At 67.7% G+C, this 14,452-nt stretch carries 13 protein-coding genes and 2 tRNA genes; 2 read left to right on the top strand and 13 right to left on the bottom strand.

All coding sequences use genetic code 11. The features are described from left to right. Nucleotides 1-28: 28 nt before the first annotated feature. Nucleotides 29-667 (bottom strand): aminodeoxychorismate/anthranilate synthase component II, encoded by a 639-nt coding sequence (locus ASF89_RS01110; protein ID WP_055799058.1) that lies wholly within the window; start codon nucleotides 665-667, stop codon nucleotides 29-31. A gap of 160 nt (nucleotides 668-827) precedes the next feature. After that, entirely contained in the window at nucleotides 828-1,601 is a 774-nt protein-coding gene (locus ASF89_RS01105; RefSeq protein ID WP_055799055.1) for a class E sortase, read from the bottom strand. Between the two features lie 108 nt (nucleotides 1,602-1,709). Between ASF89_RS01105 and ASF89_RS01100 the strand changes: the two genes are divergently transcribed. Further along, entirely contained in the window at nucleotides 1,710-1,958 is a 249-nt protein-coding gene (locus tag ASF89_RS01100; RefSeq protein ID WP_055800637.1) for a cell division protein CrgA, read from the top strand. A gap of 172 nt (nucleotides 1,959-2,130) precedes the next feature. On the opposite strand, the gene ASF89_RS01095 is transcribed toward ASF89_RS01100, so the two are convergent. Then, nucleotides 2,131-2,988: a rhomboid family intramembrane serine protease gene (locus ASF89_RS01095; RefSeq protein WP_082475257.1), complete on the bottom strand. Its 858-nt coding sequence runs from the start codon at nucleotides 2,986-2,988 to the stop codon at nucleotides 2,131-2,133. Continuing rightward, nucleotides 2,989-3,528: a peptidylprolyl isomerase gene (locus ASF89_RS01085; RefSeq protein WP_055799047.1), complete on the bottom strand. Its 540-nt coding sequence runs from the start codon at nucleotides 3,526-3,528 to the stop codon at nucleotides 2,989-2,991. It lies immediately after the preceding gene. A gap of 144 nt (nucleotides 3,529-3,672) precedes the next feature. Between ASF89_RS01085 and ASF89_RS01080 the strand changes: the two genes are divergently transcribed. Further along, the gene (locus ASF89_RS01080; protein WP_156357384.1) at nucleotides 3,673-4,203 is read left to right on the top strand and encodes a hypothetical protein; all 531 of its coding nucleotides are present in this window, start codon (nucleotides 3,673-3,675) and stop codon (nucleotides 4,201-4,203) included. A 429-nt stretch (nucleotides 4,204-4,632) separates the two neighbouring features. Here ASF89_RS01080 and ASF89_RS01075 read toward each other — a convergent pair. The 9 genes from ASF89_RS01075 to dnaN all read right to left on the bottom strand — a co-directional run bounded on the left by ASF89_RS01075 (nucleotide 4,633) and on the right by dnaN (nucleotide 14,055). After that, nucleotides 4,633-4,705: transfer RNA gene (locus tag ASF89_RS01075), tRNA-Ala, on the bottom strand. Nucleotides 4,706-4,745: 40 nt separating this feature from the next. After that, a tRNA-Ile gene (locus ASF89_RS01070) sits at nucleotides 4,746-4,819 on the bottom strand. An 84-nt stretch (nucleotides 4,820-4,903) separates the two neighbouring features. Next, entirely contained in the window at nucleotides 4,904-5,311 is a 408-nt protein-coding gene (locus ASF89_RS01065) for a DUF3566 domain-containing protein (protein WP_055799041.1), read from the bottom strand. Further along, nucleotides 5,304-7,973: a DNA gyrase subunit A gene (gene gyrA / locus ASF89_RS01060; protein ID WP_082475256.1), complete on the bottom strand. Its 2,670-nt coding sequence runs from the start codon at nucleotides 7,971-7,973 to the stop codon at nucleotides 5,304-5,306. Before gyrA ends, ASF89_RS01065 begins: the two co-directional genes overlap by 8 nt. A gap of 76 nt (nucleotides 7,974-8,049) precedes the next feature. Further along, a complete protein-coding gene (gene gyrB, locus ASF89_RS01055; protein WP_055799038.1) occupies nucleotides 8,050-10,029 on the bottom strand; it encodes a DNA topoisomerase (ATP-hydrolyzing) subunit B in 1,980 nt (659 codons plus the stop codon). 163 nt (nucleotides 10,030-10,192) lie between these two features. After that, a complete protein-coding gene (locus ASF89_RS01050; protein WP_082475255.1) occupies nucleotides 10,193-10,783 on the bottom strand; it encodes a DciA family protein in 591 nt (196 codons plus the stop codon). After that, complete coding sequence (gene recF, locus ASF89_RS01045; RefSeq protein ID WP_055799036.1) at nucleotides 10,780-11,949, bottom strand: DNA replication/repair protein RecF; 1,170 nt, start codon at nucleotides 11,947-11,949, stop codon at nucleotides 10,780-10,782. The genes ASF89_RS01050 and recF overlap by 4 nt, the downstream gene beginning before the upstream one ends. A gap of 16 nt (nucleotides 11,950-11,965) precedes the next feature. Further along, nucleotides 11,966-12,853, bottom strand: coding sequence for a phosphogluconate dehydrogenase (NAD(+)-dependent, decarboxylating) (gene gnd, locus ASF89_RS01040; RefSeq protein WP_055799033.1), 888 nt, complete (start codon nucleotides 12,851-12,853; stop codon nucleotides 11,966-11,968). 53 nt (nucleotides 12,854-12,906) lie between these two features. Further along, a complete protein-coding gene (gene dnaN, locus ASF89_RS01035) occupies nucleotides 12,907-14,055 on the bottom strand; it encodes a DNA polymerase III subunit beta (RefSeq protein WP_055811293.1) in 1,149 nt (382 codons plus the stop codon). Nucleotides 14,056-14,452 lie beyond the last annotated feature (397 nt).

The following is a 14,452-nucleotide window of genomic DNA, read 5'->3' as shown; positions in this document are numbered from 1 at the left end:
GGTTGCGCCCGGCACCCGACGGGCGGGCTCAGCTCAGATCGAGCAGCGGTGACAGCCCTCGGGCGGTCGTCCGTGCCTCGGGCAGACCGGCCTCGCCGAGCCAGTTGCCGATCATCTGATAGCCGCCCTCGGTGAGGACCGACTCGGGGTGGAACTGCACGCCGTACAGGGGAGCGCTGCGGTGCCGCAGACCCATGATGATGCCGCCGGTGGTGCGCGAGGTCACCTCGAGGGCTCCCGGCACGGTCTCGTCGACGACGGCGAGCGAGTGGTACCGCGTCGCCGTGAAGGGCTGCGGCACCCCGTCGTAGAAGGGGCTCTCGTCGTGCGTCACGGCCGAGGTCTTGCCGTGCATGAGCTCCTCGGCGTGGGTGACCGTCGCACCCAGCGCCTCCGCGATGGCCTGGTGCCCGAGGCAGACGCCGAGGAGGGGCTTGTCGGTCTCGAGGGCGGCGTTGACGACGTCGATCGACACCCCGGCCGCGGCGGGTGTGCCGGGGCCGGGCGAGAGCAGCACGGCGTCGTACTCGGCGATGCGCGAGGCGGCGTCGCGGCCGGCGAACGAGTCGTTGCGGACCACCTCGGTCTCGGCTCCGAGCTGCTGCAGGTAGCCGTTCAGCGTGTAGACGAAGCTGTCGTAGTTGTCGACGACGAGGATGCGCGTCATGGGTTCTCCACAGTGACGTCGGGGGTGGGCAGCATCTCGTTCACAGCGGGGAACACCCACTCGACGAGAGCGAAGAGGACGGCCGCGAGCAGCACGATCAGGATCACCAGTCGCACCCACCACGGTCCCGGAAGAATACGCCACAGGGCTGCGTACACGGTCAGCTCCCCCCACCGGCGGCCGTGACCCCGGCCGGGGGTCCGGCCGAGAGCGGCTGCCACGAATCGAAGACGCCGTAGGCGACGATGCGCTCCTGCGCCGTGAACATCGGGTTGCAGCTCGTCAGGGTGATGAGCCTCTCGCCCGAGGCGGCCGACACGTCGGGTGCGTCGGGGACGGGCTGCAGCACCGACACCTGCGACGCCTGGACGTACTGGAGATTGCGGAACGCGTAGGTGAACCAGCCGTCCTCGGTCTCGACGTACATCTCGTCGCCCTCCCGCAGATCGGCGATGGCGTTGAAGGGCGCCCCGTAGGTCGTACGGTGCGCGGCGATCCCGAAGTTGCCGACCTCGCCGGGCATCTGCGTCTGGTCGTAGTGGCCGATGCCGATCGCGTTGAGAGTCCGAACGGTGCTCGTGCCGCCGGCGATCGGGACGGCGTAGTCGGCGCCGAAGCGGGGGACGTAGAAGTTCGCGAACTCCTCGGCCTCCGCGGGTGCCTCGCCCACCGGCGGGTCGCCGTACGAGCCGTCGGCGCCGGGCTCGACCTCGGGCCCGGCCTCGCGCTCGAACCGATCGCTCAGGCTCGACGCCTGCTCGCGATGCTCGCCCGCGACGACGAGGTCGTTGAACCACTGCTGCCATCCGATGAACAGCAGCACGAGCGCACCGGCCGTGATGAGCAGCTCTCCGAGCACACCCGCGAAGGAGGTGCGGCGAGGGCGGCGACGCGACCTCGCCCCCTCGCGGGGTCGGCGCCGGTCGTCGTCCATGGCCTCGATTCTAGGTGCAGGCCCCGGCGGGCCGGCCGTCTCGGGGGCATGCTGTGGACGGGGATGCCGCCCCGCGCCTCCGGAACCCCTCCCGGTATGATGTCGGCCATGGCCAAAGACACGAAGCGCACCTCGAAGCCCGCCGACCCGCGCGAGACGCGGACGGCCGCAGACGCCCCGAACCCGGTCTGGTTCAAGCCGGTCATGTTCGGGTTCATGCTGATCGGCCTGGCGTGGATCGTCGTGTTCTACGTCAGCCAGAGCACGCTGCCCGTGCCCTCGATCGGCTCGTGGAACATCCTCGTGGGCTTCGGCATCATGTTCATCGGGTTCCTCATGACCACGCGCTGGCGCTAGAACACACCTTCGGACTTACATCGCTGTAACTATCCCCAGTGTTAATAAACCTGTGGATAACTTTCTGTGGATAAGAGTGTGAAAACTCCCGGCCCGGCCAGGAACGACAGAAGAGGCGGCTCCCCAAGGAGCCGCCTCTTCCGTCGTCCGGGTGTTCGAACCCGCTCTCGCCTCAGATGACGCCGTAGGCGCTGGCGAGCTCGTACGACCGCCAGAGCACGATCGCGAGCACGAGCACGCCGATGCCGACGACCGCGGCGGTCTGCGCACCCCGCTTCGAGCGGTGCCGCGTCTTCGAGAAGACGAAGGCGACGGCCGCGCCGGCCACGAGGCCGCCCAGGTGGGCCTGCCACGACACGTTCGGCAGGACGATCCCGATCACGAGGTTGATGCCCACGAGCACGAGCAGCTGCACGCCGTTCGAACCGCCCAGGCTGCGGGCGATGACGAAGAACGCCGCCATGAGACCGAAGATGGCCCCGGAGGCGCCGATCACGCTCGAGACGGGAGCGATCAGCGAGACCGCTGCCGCGCCTCCCACCCCGCTGATGGCGTAGAGCGCGGCGAACCGGCCCCGCCCCAGAGTGCGCTCCAGCTGCCCGCCGAAGATGAACAGCGCGTACATGTTGAAGAGCAGGTGGAACACGCCCGCATGTGCGAACAGCGACGTGACGAGACGCCACGGCTGCACGATCTCGAACGGAGCCGAGAACGACAGCAGGCTCGTGAACGACGATCCGAGCACGACCTGCAGCAGGTAGACGAGCACGCTCGTGCCGATCAACGAGTACGTGACGACCGGTGCGCCGCTGGCCGAGGCGCTCCGCATGCGCGTCACGACGGCAGGCTGCACCCTCGGTGCGTTCGCGCGCGCCTCGCGGACGCACTCCGGGCAGTGCACGCCGACGGCCGCCGGCGTCTGGCACTGCCCGCAGATGGTCCGCCCGCAGCGCTGGCAGAGCACGAAGCTCTGCCGATCGGGGTGTCGGTAGCAGTAGTTGCCCGCATCCGACGGAGAGGGTTGCGTCACCTAGACCTCGTCGATGGTGACGCTCTGGATCACGACGTCCTCGAGCGGCTTGTCGCGGGCGTCGGTCTTCACGGCCTCGATGGCGTCGACGACCTTCTTGGACTCGTCGTCGGCCACCTCGCCGAAGATGGTGTGCTTACCCTGCAGCCACGGCGTCGCCACCGTGGTGATGAAGAACTGCGAGCCGTTCGTGCCCTTGCCGCCCTGGGTGCCGGCATTCGCCATGGCGAGGACGTAGGGCTTGCTGAAGTCGAGCTCGGGGTGGATCTCGTCGTCGAACTGGTAGCCGGGGCCGCCGATGCCCTGACCGAGCGGGTCGCCGCCCTGGAGCATGAAGTCCTTGATGATGCGGTGGAAGACGACGCCGTCGTACAGCTTGTCGGTGCTGACCTTGCCGGTGGCGGGGTGCTTCCACTCGATGGTGCCGGTCGCGAGACCGGTGAAGTTGGCGACGGTCTTGGGGGCGTGGTTGCCGAACAGGTTGACCTTGATCGTTCCGAGCGAGGTCGTCACGGTGGCAACGGAAGTGTGCTTTGACATAGGCCTCATTGTCCCACAGGGGCCCCTCGGCCTCAGGGAGGGTACAGACTTCGTGGTGTTCCCTGTCAGGTTGCCTCGTGCCAGGATGGAGGAGCCAGTATCCCTCTGGCCCCGTTGCCTACTCGTTGGAGGAACACTGTGGCCTTGTCACGCAAGCAGAAGAAGGAACTGAACAAGTTCAAGAAGCACGCGTCCGCCGTGTGGACCGAGCAGCGCGAGGTCTTCGGTCACGCCGGCAAGGTCCTCGGGGATGCCCGCGACGCCGGCGTCAAGGTCGCGAACAAAGAGGTCGTGCCGCGCGTCCGTCATGCCGTCGACAACAACGTGCGCCCCGCCGTGTCGACCAGCCTGGCCGCCGGGTCGAAGTACGCCACCAAGGCTCAGGACCGCCTGATGCACGATGTCTACCCGAGCGTGCAGTCGTACCTCAACGGCCTCGACATCACGAACGACCCCAAGGTCAAGAAGGCCGTCAAGAACGCGAAGAAGCAGGGCGCCAAGGTCGCGAAGAAGTACGCGCCGGCCAAGCAGAAGTCCGGCCCCGGCGTCGGCGGCGTGCTGCTGATCGGCGTGGGCGTCGTCGCCCTCGGAGCCCTCGTCTTCGCCGCCGTGCAGACGCTGCGCGCCGACGACGAGCTCTGGGTCGCCGACGACGACGCCGACACCAAGGCGTAGTCCTCCCCCGAACCACCCGAGAGGGCCCGCATCCACCCGGATGCGGGCCCTCTCGTCGTCCGACGCCCGCTCCGGCGGGCTCCTGCGCACTCGCGCTGCCCGCGCCGCCGCCACACGCCCTGAACGAGACCCCCAGCGACCTGACAAAGTCAGCAGCCCCCATGCTCGTCCGATCCTCGAAGCCCCCGCGACCCGACGAAGTCGGCAGCCCCCCGTGACCGCCCGGACCCCCTCAGCGGCAGGCGAAGCCTGCGCGCCTGCGCCCCGCGACCCAACGAAGTCGGCAGCCCCCCGCAATCGCTCGGACCCCGTCGGCGGCAGGCGAAGCCTGCTCGGCTGCGCCGCAGGAGCGGCGGCGCAGCCACAAGCACGAACAAGAAATCCCCGCGACCCGACGAAGTCGAGGCGCAGGGAAGGGACTGTTTCTTGTGGAGCCTAGGAGAATCGAACTCCTGACATCCTGCTTGCAAAGCAGGCGCTCTACCAACTGAGCTAAGGCCCCGTGGAGCTGGGGATCCACCCGCTGGGGGACCTCACGGGAGTGGGGCTAACAGGACTTGAACCTGTGACCTCTTCGTTATCAGCGAAGCGCTCTAACCGCCTGAGCTATAGCCCCCGAACCGTCGTAAAGCCTACAACACCACGACGGAGTTTCCGAATCGTCGACGCGGCGGCCGCGTCGACGATCCGTCAGATCGACTCAGTTGTTGGTGAAACCGACGAGCAGGCCGCCGGTGACACGCACGCTGAGGTTGTACAGCACGGCCACGATCGCGCCGATGACGGTGCCGATGACGACGTTGAGCACGGCGACCACGATGGCGAAGAGCATCACCTGACCGACGTTGAAGGACTCCTGGATGGAGAAGTCCTGGTCGCCGAGGATGTCGCGCAGCAGCTGGTCGAGGTCGTTGAAGATGCCGGTCTGGTTGAGGATCAGCCAGATCAGGAACGTGGCGACCACGGTGATGATGCCCAGGGCGACGGCGATGAGGAACGACAGCTTCACGACCGACCAGAAGTCGATGTAGACGAGCTTCAGCCGCACCTGCTTGGTGCCGGCGGGTCGCTTGGCCTTGCTCTGGAGTCGCTCGGCGACACTACTCATTGATCGGTTCCTCTTCGGTGGTGCCGGCGTTCGGCACGTCGGGCGTGGTGTCGTCTGTCTCGACGGCGTCGATCACGTCTCCGGGACTGACGGCCGGCACGGCCTCGTTGTCACCGACTGCGTCGATGACGGCCTCGTCGGACTGTGCCACGAGGTTGCGCTCGGTGTTGCGCGCCACGGCGATGATCCGATCATCTGCGGCGAACCGTGCGAACACGACACCCATCGTGTCGCGGCCCTTGGCGGGCACCTCGGCCACGGCAGACCGTACCACCTTGCCGCTCGACAGCACCACGAGCACCTCGTCGTCCTCACCGACGATGAGCGCTCCGGCGAGGTCGCCCCGCGCCTCCGCGAGCTTGGCGACCTTGATGCCGAGACCGCCGCGGTTCTGCACGCGGTACTGGTCGGCGGCCGTGCGCTTGGCGTAGCCGCCCTCGGTGACGACGAAGACGTAGCCCTCGTCGTTCGACACGGAGGCCGACAGGAGCGTGTCGCCCTCGCGGAAGGTCATGCCCTTCACACCGGAGGTCGAGCGGCCCATGGGTCGCAGCGAGTCGTTGGTGGCGGTGAAGCGCAGCGACATGCCGTGGCGCGACACGAGCAGGAGGTCGTCGTGCTCGTCGACCAGCAGCGCCGAGACGAGCTCGTCGTCGTCGCGCAGGTTGATGGCGATGATGCCGCCGGTGCGGTTCGTGTCGTACTCGGTCAGGGCCGTCTTCTTGATGAGGCCCTCGCGGGTGGCCAGCACGAGGTACTGCGCCACCTCGTAGTCGCGGATGTCGAGCACCTGCGAGATCTGCTCGTCGGGCTGCATCGCGAGCAGGTTGGCGACGTGCTGGCCCTTCGCGTCGCGACCGGCCTCCTGCAGCTCGTACGTCTTGGCCCGGTAGACGCGGCCCTTGTTCGTGAGGAACAGCAGCCAGTGGTGCGTCGTGGTGACGAAGAAGTGGTCGACGACGTCGTCCGCACGCAGCTGGGCGCCGCGCACGCCCTTGCCGCCGCGGTGCTGGCTGCGGTAGTTGTCGCTGCGCGTCCGCTTGACGTAGCCGCCGCGGGTGATGGTGACGACCATCTCCTCTTCGGGGATGAGGTCCTCGACGCTCATGTCGCCGTCGAAGCCGAACATGATCTCGGTACGGCGGTCGTCGCCGAACTTGTCGGTGATCTCGGCGAGCTCGTCGCTGACGATCGTGCGCTGACGCTCGGGCCGGGCGAGGATGTCCTTGTAATCGGCGATCTCGCGCTCGAGCTTGTCGGCGTCGTCCTGGATCTTCTGGCGCTCGAGGGCCGCCAGCCGGCGCAGCTGGAGGTTGAGGATGGCCGAGGCCTGGATCTCGTCGACGGCCAGGAGCTCCATCAGGCCGACCCGCGCCTCCTCGACGGTGGGCGACCGGCGGATGAGCGCGATGACCTCGTCGAGGGCGTCGAGCGCCTTGAGGTAGCCGCGCAGGATGTGCACGTCGGCTTCGGCCTTCTTGAGACGGAACCGGGTGCGGCGCTGGATGACGTCGATCTGGTGGTCGACCCAGGCCGAGATGAACCCGTCGAGGGCCAGCGTGCGCGGGATCCCGTCGACGATCGCCAGCATGTTCGCGCCGAAGTTCTCTTGGAGCGACGTGTGCTTGTAGAGGTTGTTCAGCACGACCTTCGCGACCGCGTCGCGCTTGAGCACGATGACGAGTCGCTGACCGGTGCGACCGGAGGTCTCGTCGCGGATGTCGGCGATGCCGCCGACGCGACCGTCTTTGACGAGCTCGGCGATCTTGATCGCCAGGTTGTCGGGGTTGACCTGGTACGGCAGCTCGGTGACGACGAGGCAGGTGCGGCCCTGGATCTCTTCGACGTTGACGACGGCGCGCATCGTGATCGAGCCGCGACCCGTGCGGTACGCGTCCTGGATGCCCTTGACGCCGAGGATCTGCGCGCCGGTCGGGAAGTCAGGTCCCTTGATGCGCTGCATGAGCGCCTCGAGGAGCTCCTCGCGCGAGGCCTCGGGGTTCTCGAGGAACCACTGCGCACCCGATGCGACCTCGCGCAGGTTGTGCGGCGGGATGTTCGTCGCCATGCCGACGGCGATTCCGACCGAGCCGTTGACGAGGAGGTTCGGGAACCGGCTCGGCAGGATGGCGGGCTCCTGCGTGCGACCGTCGTAGTTGTCCTGGAAGTCGACGGTGTCCTCGTCGATGTCACGGACCATCTCGAGCGCGAGGGGAGCCATCTTGGTCTCGGTGTACCGCGGGGCCGCGGCGCCGTCGTTGCCGGGCGAGCCGAAGTTGCCCTGCCCGAGCGCGAGCGGGTAGCGCAGGCTCCACGGCTGGACCAGACGCACCAGCGCGTCGTAGATGGCCGAGTCGCCGTGCGGGTGGAACTGGCCCATGACGTCGCCGACGACGCGGGAGCACTTCGAGAACGCACGGTCGGGGCGGTAGCCGCCGTCGTACATCGCGTAGATCACGCGGCGGTGGACGGGCTTGAGACCGTCGCGGACCTCGGGGAGAGCGCGCCCGACGATGACGCTCATCGCGTAGTCGAGGTACGAGCGCTGCATCTCGAGCTGCAGGTCGACCTGCTCGATGCTGTCCCGCTTGAGCGCCGCCGCGAAGGTGGGCGTGACCTCGGGGTCGGTGCCCTCGGGGGTGTCTGTCGGCTCGTCGGCCATGATTCTCCGTTTGTCGTCGTCGGCCCCGGTCTGCTCCGCGGGGCGCGGATGTCCTCCGGATCACCGGAGGCGCGTGTCAGATGTCGAGGAAGCGGACGTCTTTCGCGTTCTGCTGGATGAAGTTGCGTCGCGACTCGACGTTCTCGCCCATGAGGGTGTCGAAGATCGTGTCGGCGGCGGCGGCGTCCTCGAGGGTCACCTGCAGGAGCGTGCGGGTCTCCGGGTCCATGGTGGTCTCCCAGAGCTCCTTGTAATCCATCTCGCCGAGGCCCTTGTAGCGCTGGATGGCGTTCTCCTTGGGGATCCGCTTGCCGGCGGCCTTGCCCGACACCAGCACGGCGTCGCGCTCGGCGTCGCTGTAGACGTACTCGTGCGGGGCGTTGCTCCACTTGAGCTTGTACAGCGGCGGCTGGGCGAGGTAGACGTAGCCGAGGTCGATCAGCGGCCGCATGTAGCGGAACAGCAACGTCAGCAGCAGCGTGGTGATGTGCTGCCCGTCGACGTCGGCATCGGCCATCAGCACGATCTTGTGGTACCTGGCCTTGTCGGCGTCGAAGTCCTCGCCGATGTCGGCGCCGAAGGCCTTGATCATGGCCTGCACCTCGTTGTTGCCGAGGGCGCGGTCGAGCCGCGCCTTCTCGACGTTGAGGATCTTGCCGCGGAGGGGCAGGATCGCCTGGGTCTCGGGGTTGCGCCCCTGCACGGCGGAACCGCCGGCGGAATCGCCCTCGACGATGAAGATCTCGCTGAGCGAAGGGTCCTTGCTCTGGCAGTCCTTGAGCTTGCCGGGCATGCCGTTCGACTCGAGCACGCCCTTGCGACGGGTCTGCTCACGGGCCTTGCGGGCGGCCATTCGGGCCTGCGACGCGAGGATCCCCTTGCGGACGATCTCGGCGGCCTGTCGGGGATTGCGGTCGAACCAGTCCGTGATCTGGTCGAAGGCGACCTTCTGCACGAACGACTTGGCCTCGGTGTTGCCGAGCTTGGTCTTCGTCTGACCCTCGAACTGCGGTTCGCCGAGCTTGATGGAGATGACGGCGGTCAGACCCTCGCGGACGTCGTCGCCCGTGAGGTTGTCGTCCTTCTCCTTCAGCAGCTTGTTCTTGGGGTCTTTGGCGTAGCGGTTGACCAGCGTCGTCAGCGCGGCGCGGAACCCCTCCTCGTGCGTGCCGCCCTCGTGAGTGTTGATCGTGTTCGCGTAGGTGTGGACGCTCTCCTGATACGAGGTGTTCCACTGCATGGCGACCTCGAGCGAGATCTTCTTCTCGGTGTCCTCCTGCTCGAAGGCGATGATGTCGTCGTGGACGGTCTCGACCTTCTTCACCGTGTTCAGGTACTCGACGTAGTCGACGAGCCCCTTCTCGTAGTGGAAGACGTCGTGACGCGGCTCGGCATCCTCTTCTTGCACGCGCTCGTCGCTGAGCTCGATGCGGAGGCCCTTGTTCAGGAACGCCATCTGCTGGAATCGCGTGCGGAGGGTCTCGTAGTCGAAGTCGACCGTCTCGAAGATCTCGGCGTTGGGCCAGAAGGTGATGGTGGTGCCGGTCGTGTCGTCGGCCTCGCCCTTGGCGAGCGGCGCGACGGGGACACCGTCGGTGAAGCTCTGCCGGTAGACGTTGCCCTGACGGCGGACCTCGACGTCGAGCTCGCTCGACAGGGCGTTGACGACGGAACTGCCCACGCCGTGCAGACCACCCGAGACGGCGTATCCGCCGCCGCCGAACTTGCCGCCGGCGTGGAGCACGGTCAGGACGACCTCGACGGTCGAGCGACCCTCGATGGGGTGCACGTCGACCGGGATGCCGCGGCCGTTGTCGACGACGCGCACGCCGCCGTCTTCGCGCATGGTGATCTCGATGTGGTCGCAGTGACCGGCCAGGGCCTCGTCGACCGAGTTGTCGACGATCTCGTACACGAGGTGGTGCAGACCGCGCGGGCCGGTGGACCCGATGTACATGCCGGGTCGCTTGCGGACCGCCTCGAGCCCCTCGAGCACCTGAATGTCGCCGGCGCCGTAGGAGTGGTCGTTTCGGGCGTCGGGGGTGTCAGGTGACATGTGCGTGGAGCTCCTGCCGGATCGGACGAGGGTGGAACGCCCGGTCTCGAACCCCCCAAGGGGCCCACGGACGACCTTCCGAGTCTACCGCAGCCCCGCCTGCGACGGGGCGAAATCCGCCCTCAGAGCGATTTTCTCCGTCGCCTTGGACGATTCACCCTCGTTACCCGTAGGTATCGCGAGGACCACGCCCTGGAACCGATCTGGGACCGCGTTTCCAGGTCGGGGCGTTGGGTGCCAAGAATCGCACCGACTGGATGCCCGCGTCGGGGTACCTCTGGACGATGGTCGTCGTGACCTGTCCGCGCATCAATCTCAGCTGCGTGGCCCACGCCGTCGAGTCGCATTGGACGGTCAGCGTGCCGTCGTCGATCGAGACGGGATGCGAGTGCCCGGAGAGCTCGTCGCCGACCAGCGCGGGCCAGGCCTCCATGAGCTCGGACTGCGCGAGAGGCGAGTTCCAGCCCATCTCGGTGGTGACGCTCGCGAGGACGTCGGCGATGCCGCGGGGCTCCCGGCCCGTGCCGAACGGCTGACTCGGCGACCCGAGCTTGATGGCCTTGCGGCGCCGGCCGTCGCGCGAGCGACTCGTCGCATCGCCGAACACGCGGCGGAACCGCAGATAGACCCGCTGCGCCTCGTCGTCGGGCGGCGTCTCGACCGCAGGGAGCGAAGGAGGCGCGGGCCGGGCGGACGCATCGGCCGCGGCTCCCCCATCGACCCGGTCGCTCCGGTCGACCCGGTCGTCGCTCACGGCGCGACCTCGTCGACGATGGTGCCGGCTGAGATCCGCACGGTGTGGGCCTTCAGCCGTTGGGGGACGTCGCCCTCGACCGCCGCGGTGATGAGCACCTGCTCGTAGCCGGCGACCTCGTCGGCGAGACGTTCGCGACGGGATCCGTCGAGCTCGGCGAAGACGTCGTCGAGCACGATGACCGGGTCGCCCGTGGCCGACTCGCTGCGGACGACGGCCGCCGAGGCGAGCTTGAGAGCGAGCGCGAACGACCATGACTCGCCATGGCTGGCGTAACCGCGCGCCGGCAGCCCGTTCAGCGAGAGGAAGAGATCGTCACGATGCGGCCCGACGAGAGTGAGACCGCGATCGAGCTCGGACGGGCGGACCCGGGCGAGCGCCTCGCGGAAGACGTCGGCGACGGAGTCCGCGGGGATGGTCTCGTCGGGGGCCTCGGCGGCGGCCGCGGTCTCGTCGTCGGGCACCGAGCCGCGGATGCTCAGCACGGTGGCGAGTCGGGCCCGGTGGTCTTCGCCGGCGACGGCGGCGTAGGCGCGGGCGACCTCGGGGGCGAGGTCCGCGACGAGTCGGTCGCGGGCGACGATCAGCTCGCTGCCCAGGGCGACCAGGCGCTCGTCCCAGATGTCGAGGGTGCCGAGCTGACCGGCCTTGACCCCGCTGGCCCTGGCCGACTTCAGCAGGGTGTTGCGCTGCTTGAGCACGCGGTCGTAGTCCGTCTGCACGCCGGCGAACCGAGGCGAGCGGGCGACGAGCAGTTCGTCGAGGAACCTCCGGCGGCCGGAGGGCTCGCCCCGGACGAGCGCGAGGTCTTCGGGGGCGAACAGGACGCTCGTGAAGTACCGCGGGAGTTCACGCGGCTTGATGGCGCCCCGGTTGATCTGCGCCCGGTTGGCGGACGACCGGTTGATCTGCACCTCGGCGAGCAGCTCGCGGCCGTCGGCCTCGAGTCGCGCCCGGACGATGGCCGAGTCGGCGCCCTGTCTGATCAGGGCCGAGTCGCTCGACACCCGGTGCGAGCCGAGACTCGACAGGTAACCGAGCGACTCGACGAGGTTCGTCTTGCCCTGGCCGTTGCTGCCGACGAAGAGGTTCGGCCCGCGCGCGAGGCCGACTTCTGCAGTGGTGTAGTTGCGGAAGTCGGTCAGGCTGAGATGCAGTACTCGCACGCGGGCCGGTGAGGCGCTAGGCCTTCTTGACCGCGTGGCCGCCGAACTGGTTGCGCAGAGCGGCGACGGCCTTCATGGTCGGCGAGCCCTCGCCCTGACGCGAGACGAAGCGCGCGAAGATCGACGCGCTGATCGTCGGCATCGGCACCGCGTGGTTGATCGCCTCTTCGAGGGTCCAGCGGCCCTCGCCGCTGTCCTCGACGTAGCCCGAGATCTCGGCGAGCTTCGGGTCGGCCTCGAGGGCCAGGACCATGAGCTCGAGCAGCCAGGAGCGCACGACGGTGCCGCGCTGCCAGGCCTTGAAGGTGCCGGGCACGTTCTTGATCAGGTCGGAGCGGGCCTCGAGAAGCTCGTAGCCCTCGCCGTAGGCCTGCATGATCGCGTACTCGATGCCGTTGTGGACCATCTTGGCGTAGTGACCCGCGCCGGTGTCGCCCGCGTGGACGAAGCCCTCTTCGCGGGGGCCCTCGGGGCGCAGCGCGTCGAAGATCGGCTGAGCCATGGCGACGTTCTCGGTCGAGCCGCCGACCATCAGGCCGTAGCCGTTGTCCTTGCCCCAGACGCCGCCCGAGACGCCGGCGTCGATGTACTTGATGCCCTTGTCGCCGAGCAGCTTCTCGTTCGCGAAGTCGCTCGTGAACTTGCTGTTGCCGCCGTCGATGACCAGATCGCCCTCGGAGAGCTCGTTGGAGAGGTCCTCGATGACGGCGGCGGTGATGTCACCGGCCGGGACCATGACCCAGACGATGCGGGGGCTGGGGAGGCCGGCGGCGAGGTCGGACAGCGTGGCGACGTCGGAGACGGCGGGGTTGGCGTCGTAACCCGTCACCTCGATGCCGTTGTCGCGGAGGCGGGCACGCATGTTGTTGCCCATTTTGCCGAGACCGACGAGACCGATGTGCATGTGATTCCTTTGTTCGGGGAGGCGCGGGTGGGCGCCCGATTCGTGAGATGCGTCTAGCGCAGGAGGAGGTTGGGCTGCAGCAGGTACTTGTAGCTGTCAGCGCCGGCCTGGTCTTTGGAGGACTGACTGGTGATCAGCACCGGACCGGGCTTGTTCGGGTTCTCCGTCTTCGTGAAGGAGATGCGGACGAACTCGGAGTGGACCGCTCCGAGACCGTCGAGGAGGAACTGCGGCTTCAACGAGACGACCGTGTCCTCTCCTGTCAACAACGCATCGATCGACTCTGACGCCTGCGCCTGCTCGCTACCGATGGCCTCGAGCGTGAGGCCGTCGATGGTGAACGTGAACCTGAGGGCCGCCTCGCGCTCGAGCACGAGCGAGACGCGGCGGACGGACTCGACGAGCTCGGCCGTGTTGATCACGGCGTAGTTCTCGACGGTCTCGGGGAAGAGCCGCTTGACGGGCGGGAAGTTGCCCTTGATCAGCAGCGACGTGACGGTCTTGTTGCCCGCCTGGAAGGCGATGAGCTCACGGTCGTCGGAACCGGTGATGGACACGGACACCGTGGTCGCGTTGCCGAAGGTCTTACCGACCTCCTGGAGGGTGCGGGCCGGGACGAGCGCGGTGGTGGTCTCGGCGCTGGCGGCGGTGCCGGGGTCGAAGTCGATGCCGCGGACGGCGACGCGGTAGCGGTCGGTGGCCACGAGCGAGAGCGCGTTCTCGGTGACCTCGAGCTGGACACCGGTGATGACGGGCGTGACGTCGTCGCGGGACGCGGCGACGGCGACCTGCGAGACGGCGAGGGCGAAGCGATCGCCGGGGACGACGCCGGAGCGCTCTCCGACGGTGGGCAGCGTCGGGTACTCCTCGACGGGCATGCTCAGGAGCGAGAAGTTCGCGGAGCCGCAGCTGACGGCGATCCGGTTCTCGTCGGTGGAGAAGGTGACGGGGGCGTTCGGCAGGCGGCTCGCGATGTCGGCGAGCAGACGACCCGAGACGAGGATCGTGCCGGGCTCGTCGACCTCCGCGGGGATCTGCGTCTGGGCAGAGACCTCGTAGTCGAACGACGAGAGCGTGAGCCCGTCGGCGTCGGCCTCGATCAGCACTCCGCTGAGGATCGGGAGGGTCGTGCGCTGCGGAAGGAGCTTCACCGCGAACGAGACGGCATCGCTGAAGACGTCACGGTTGACCTGGAACTTCACGCGGGGGACCCCTATCGACTACCTGCTCGTGGATGGCCGGTTAATACTGGCACAGCATTCGGAGCCCCGGTCCCGGGGTCCCGACCGCCCTCGACCTGTCCACAAGGTTGTCTCTCCATCAATTTCTTGTAATCAGGATTAACAGTCTTAACCGTTGTGCACAGTGTGGATAACCTGTTTAAAACCCCACGGCGACAGGGAACTACAACCGTGTGACTTGTGCACTCGATGTGGACGTCACCCCCGAAACCTCGGACGACCCACGGGTCGGCCTTGAGCCGTTCCCACAGGGTCATGTCATTCGTGAACAACCGTCCCCCAAGTTATCCACGAGTTTCCACAGGTTATCCACACTGTGGGATCGTTCGGTCGTCTAGGGACCTGCTGTGCGCCTCCT

Origin of the sequence: Frigoribacterium sp. Leaf172 (assembly GCF_001424285.1) — a bacterium.
GTDB lineage: Bacteria > Actinomycetota > Actinomycetes > Actinomycetales > Microbacteriaceae > Frigoribacterium.
This window is presented reverse-complemented; position numbering and strand designations above follow the sequence as displayed.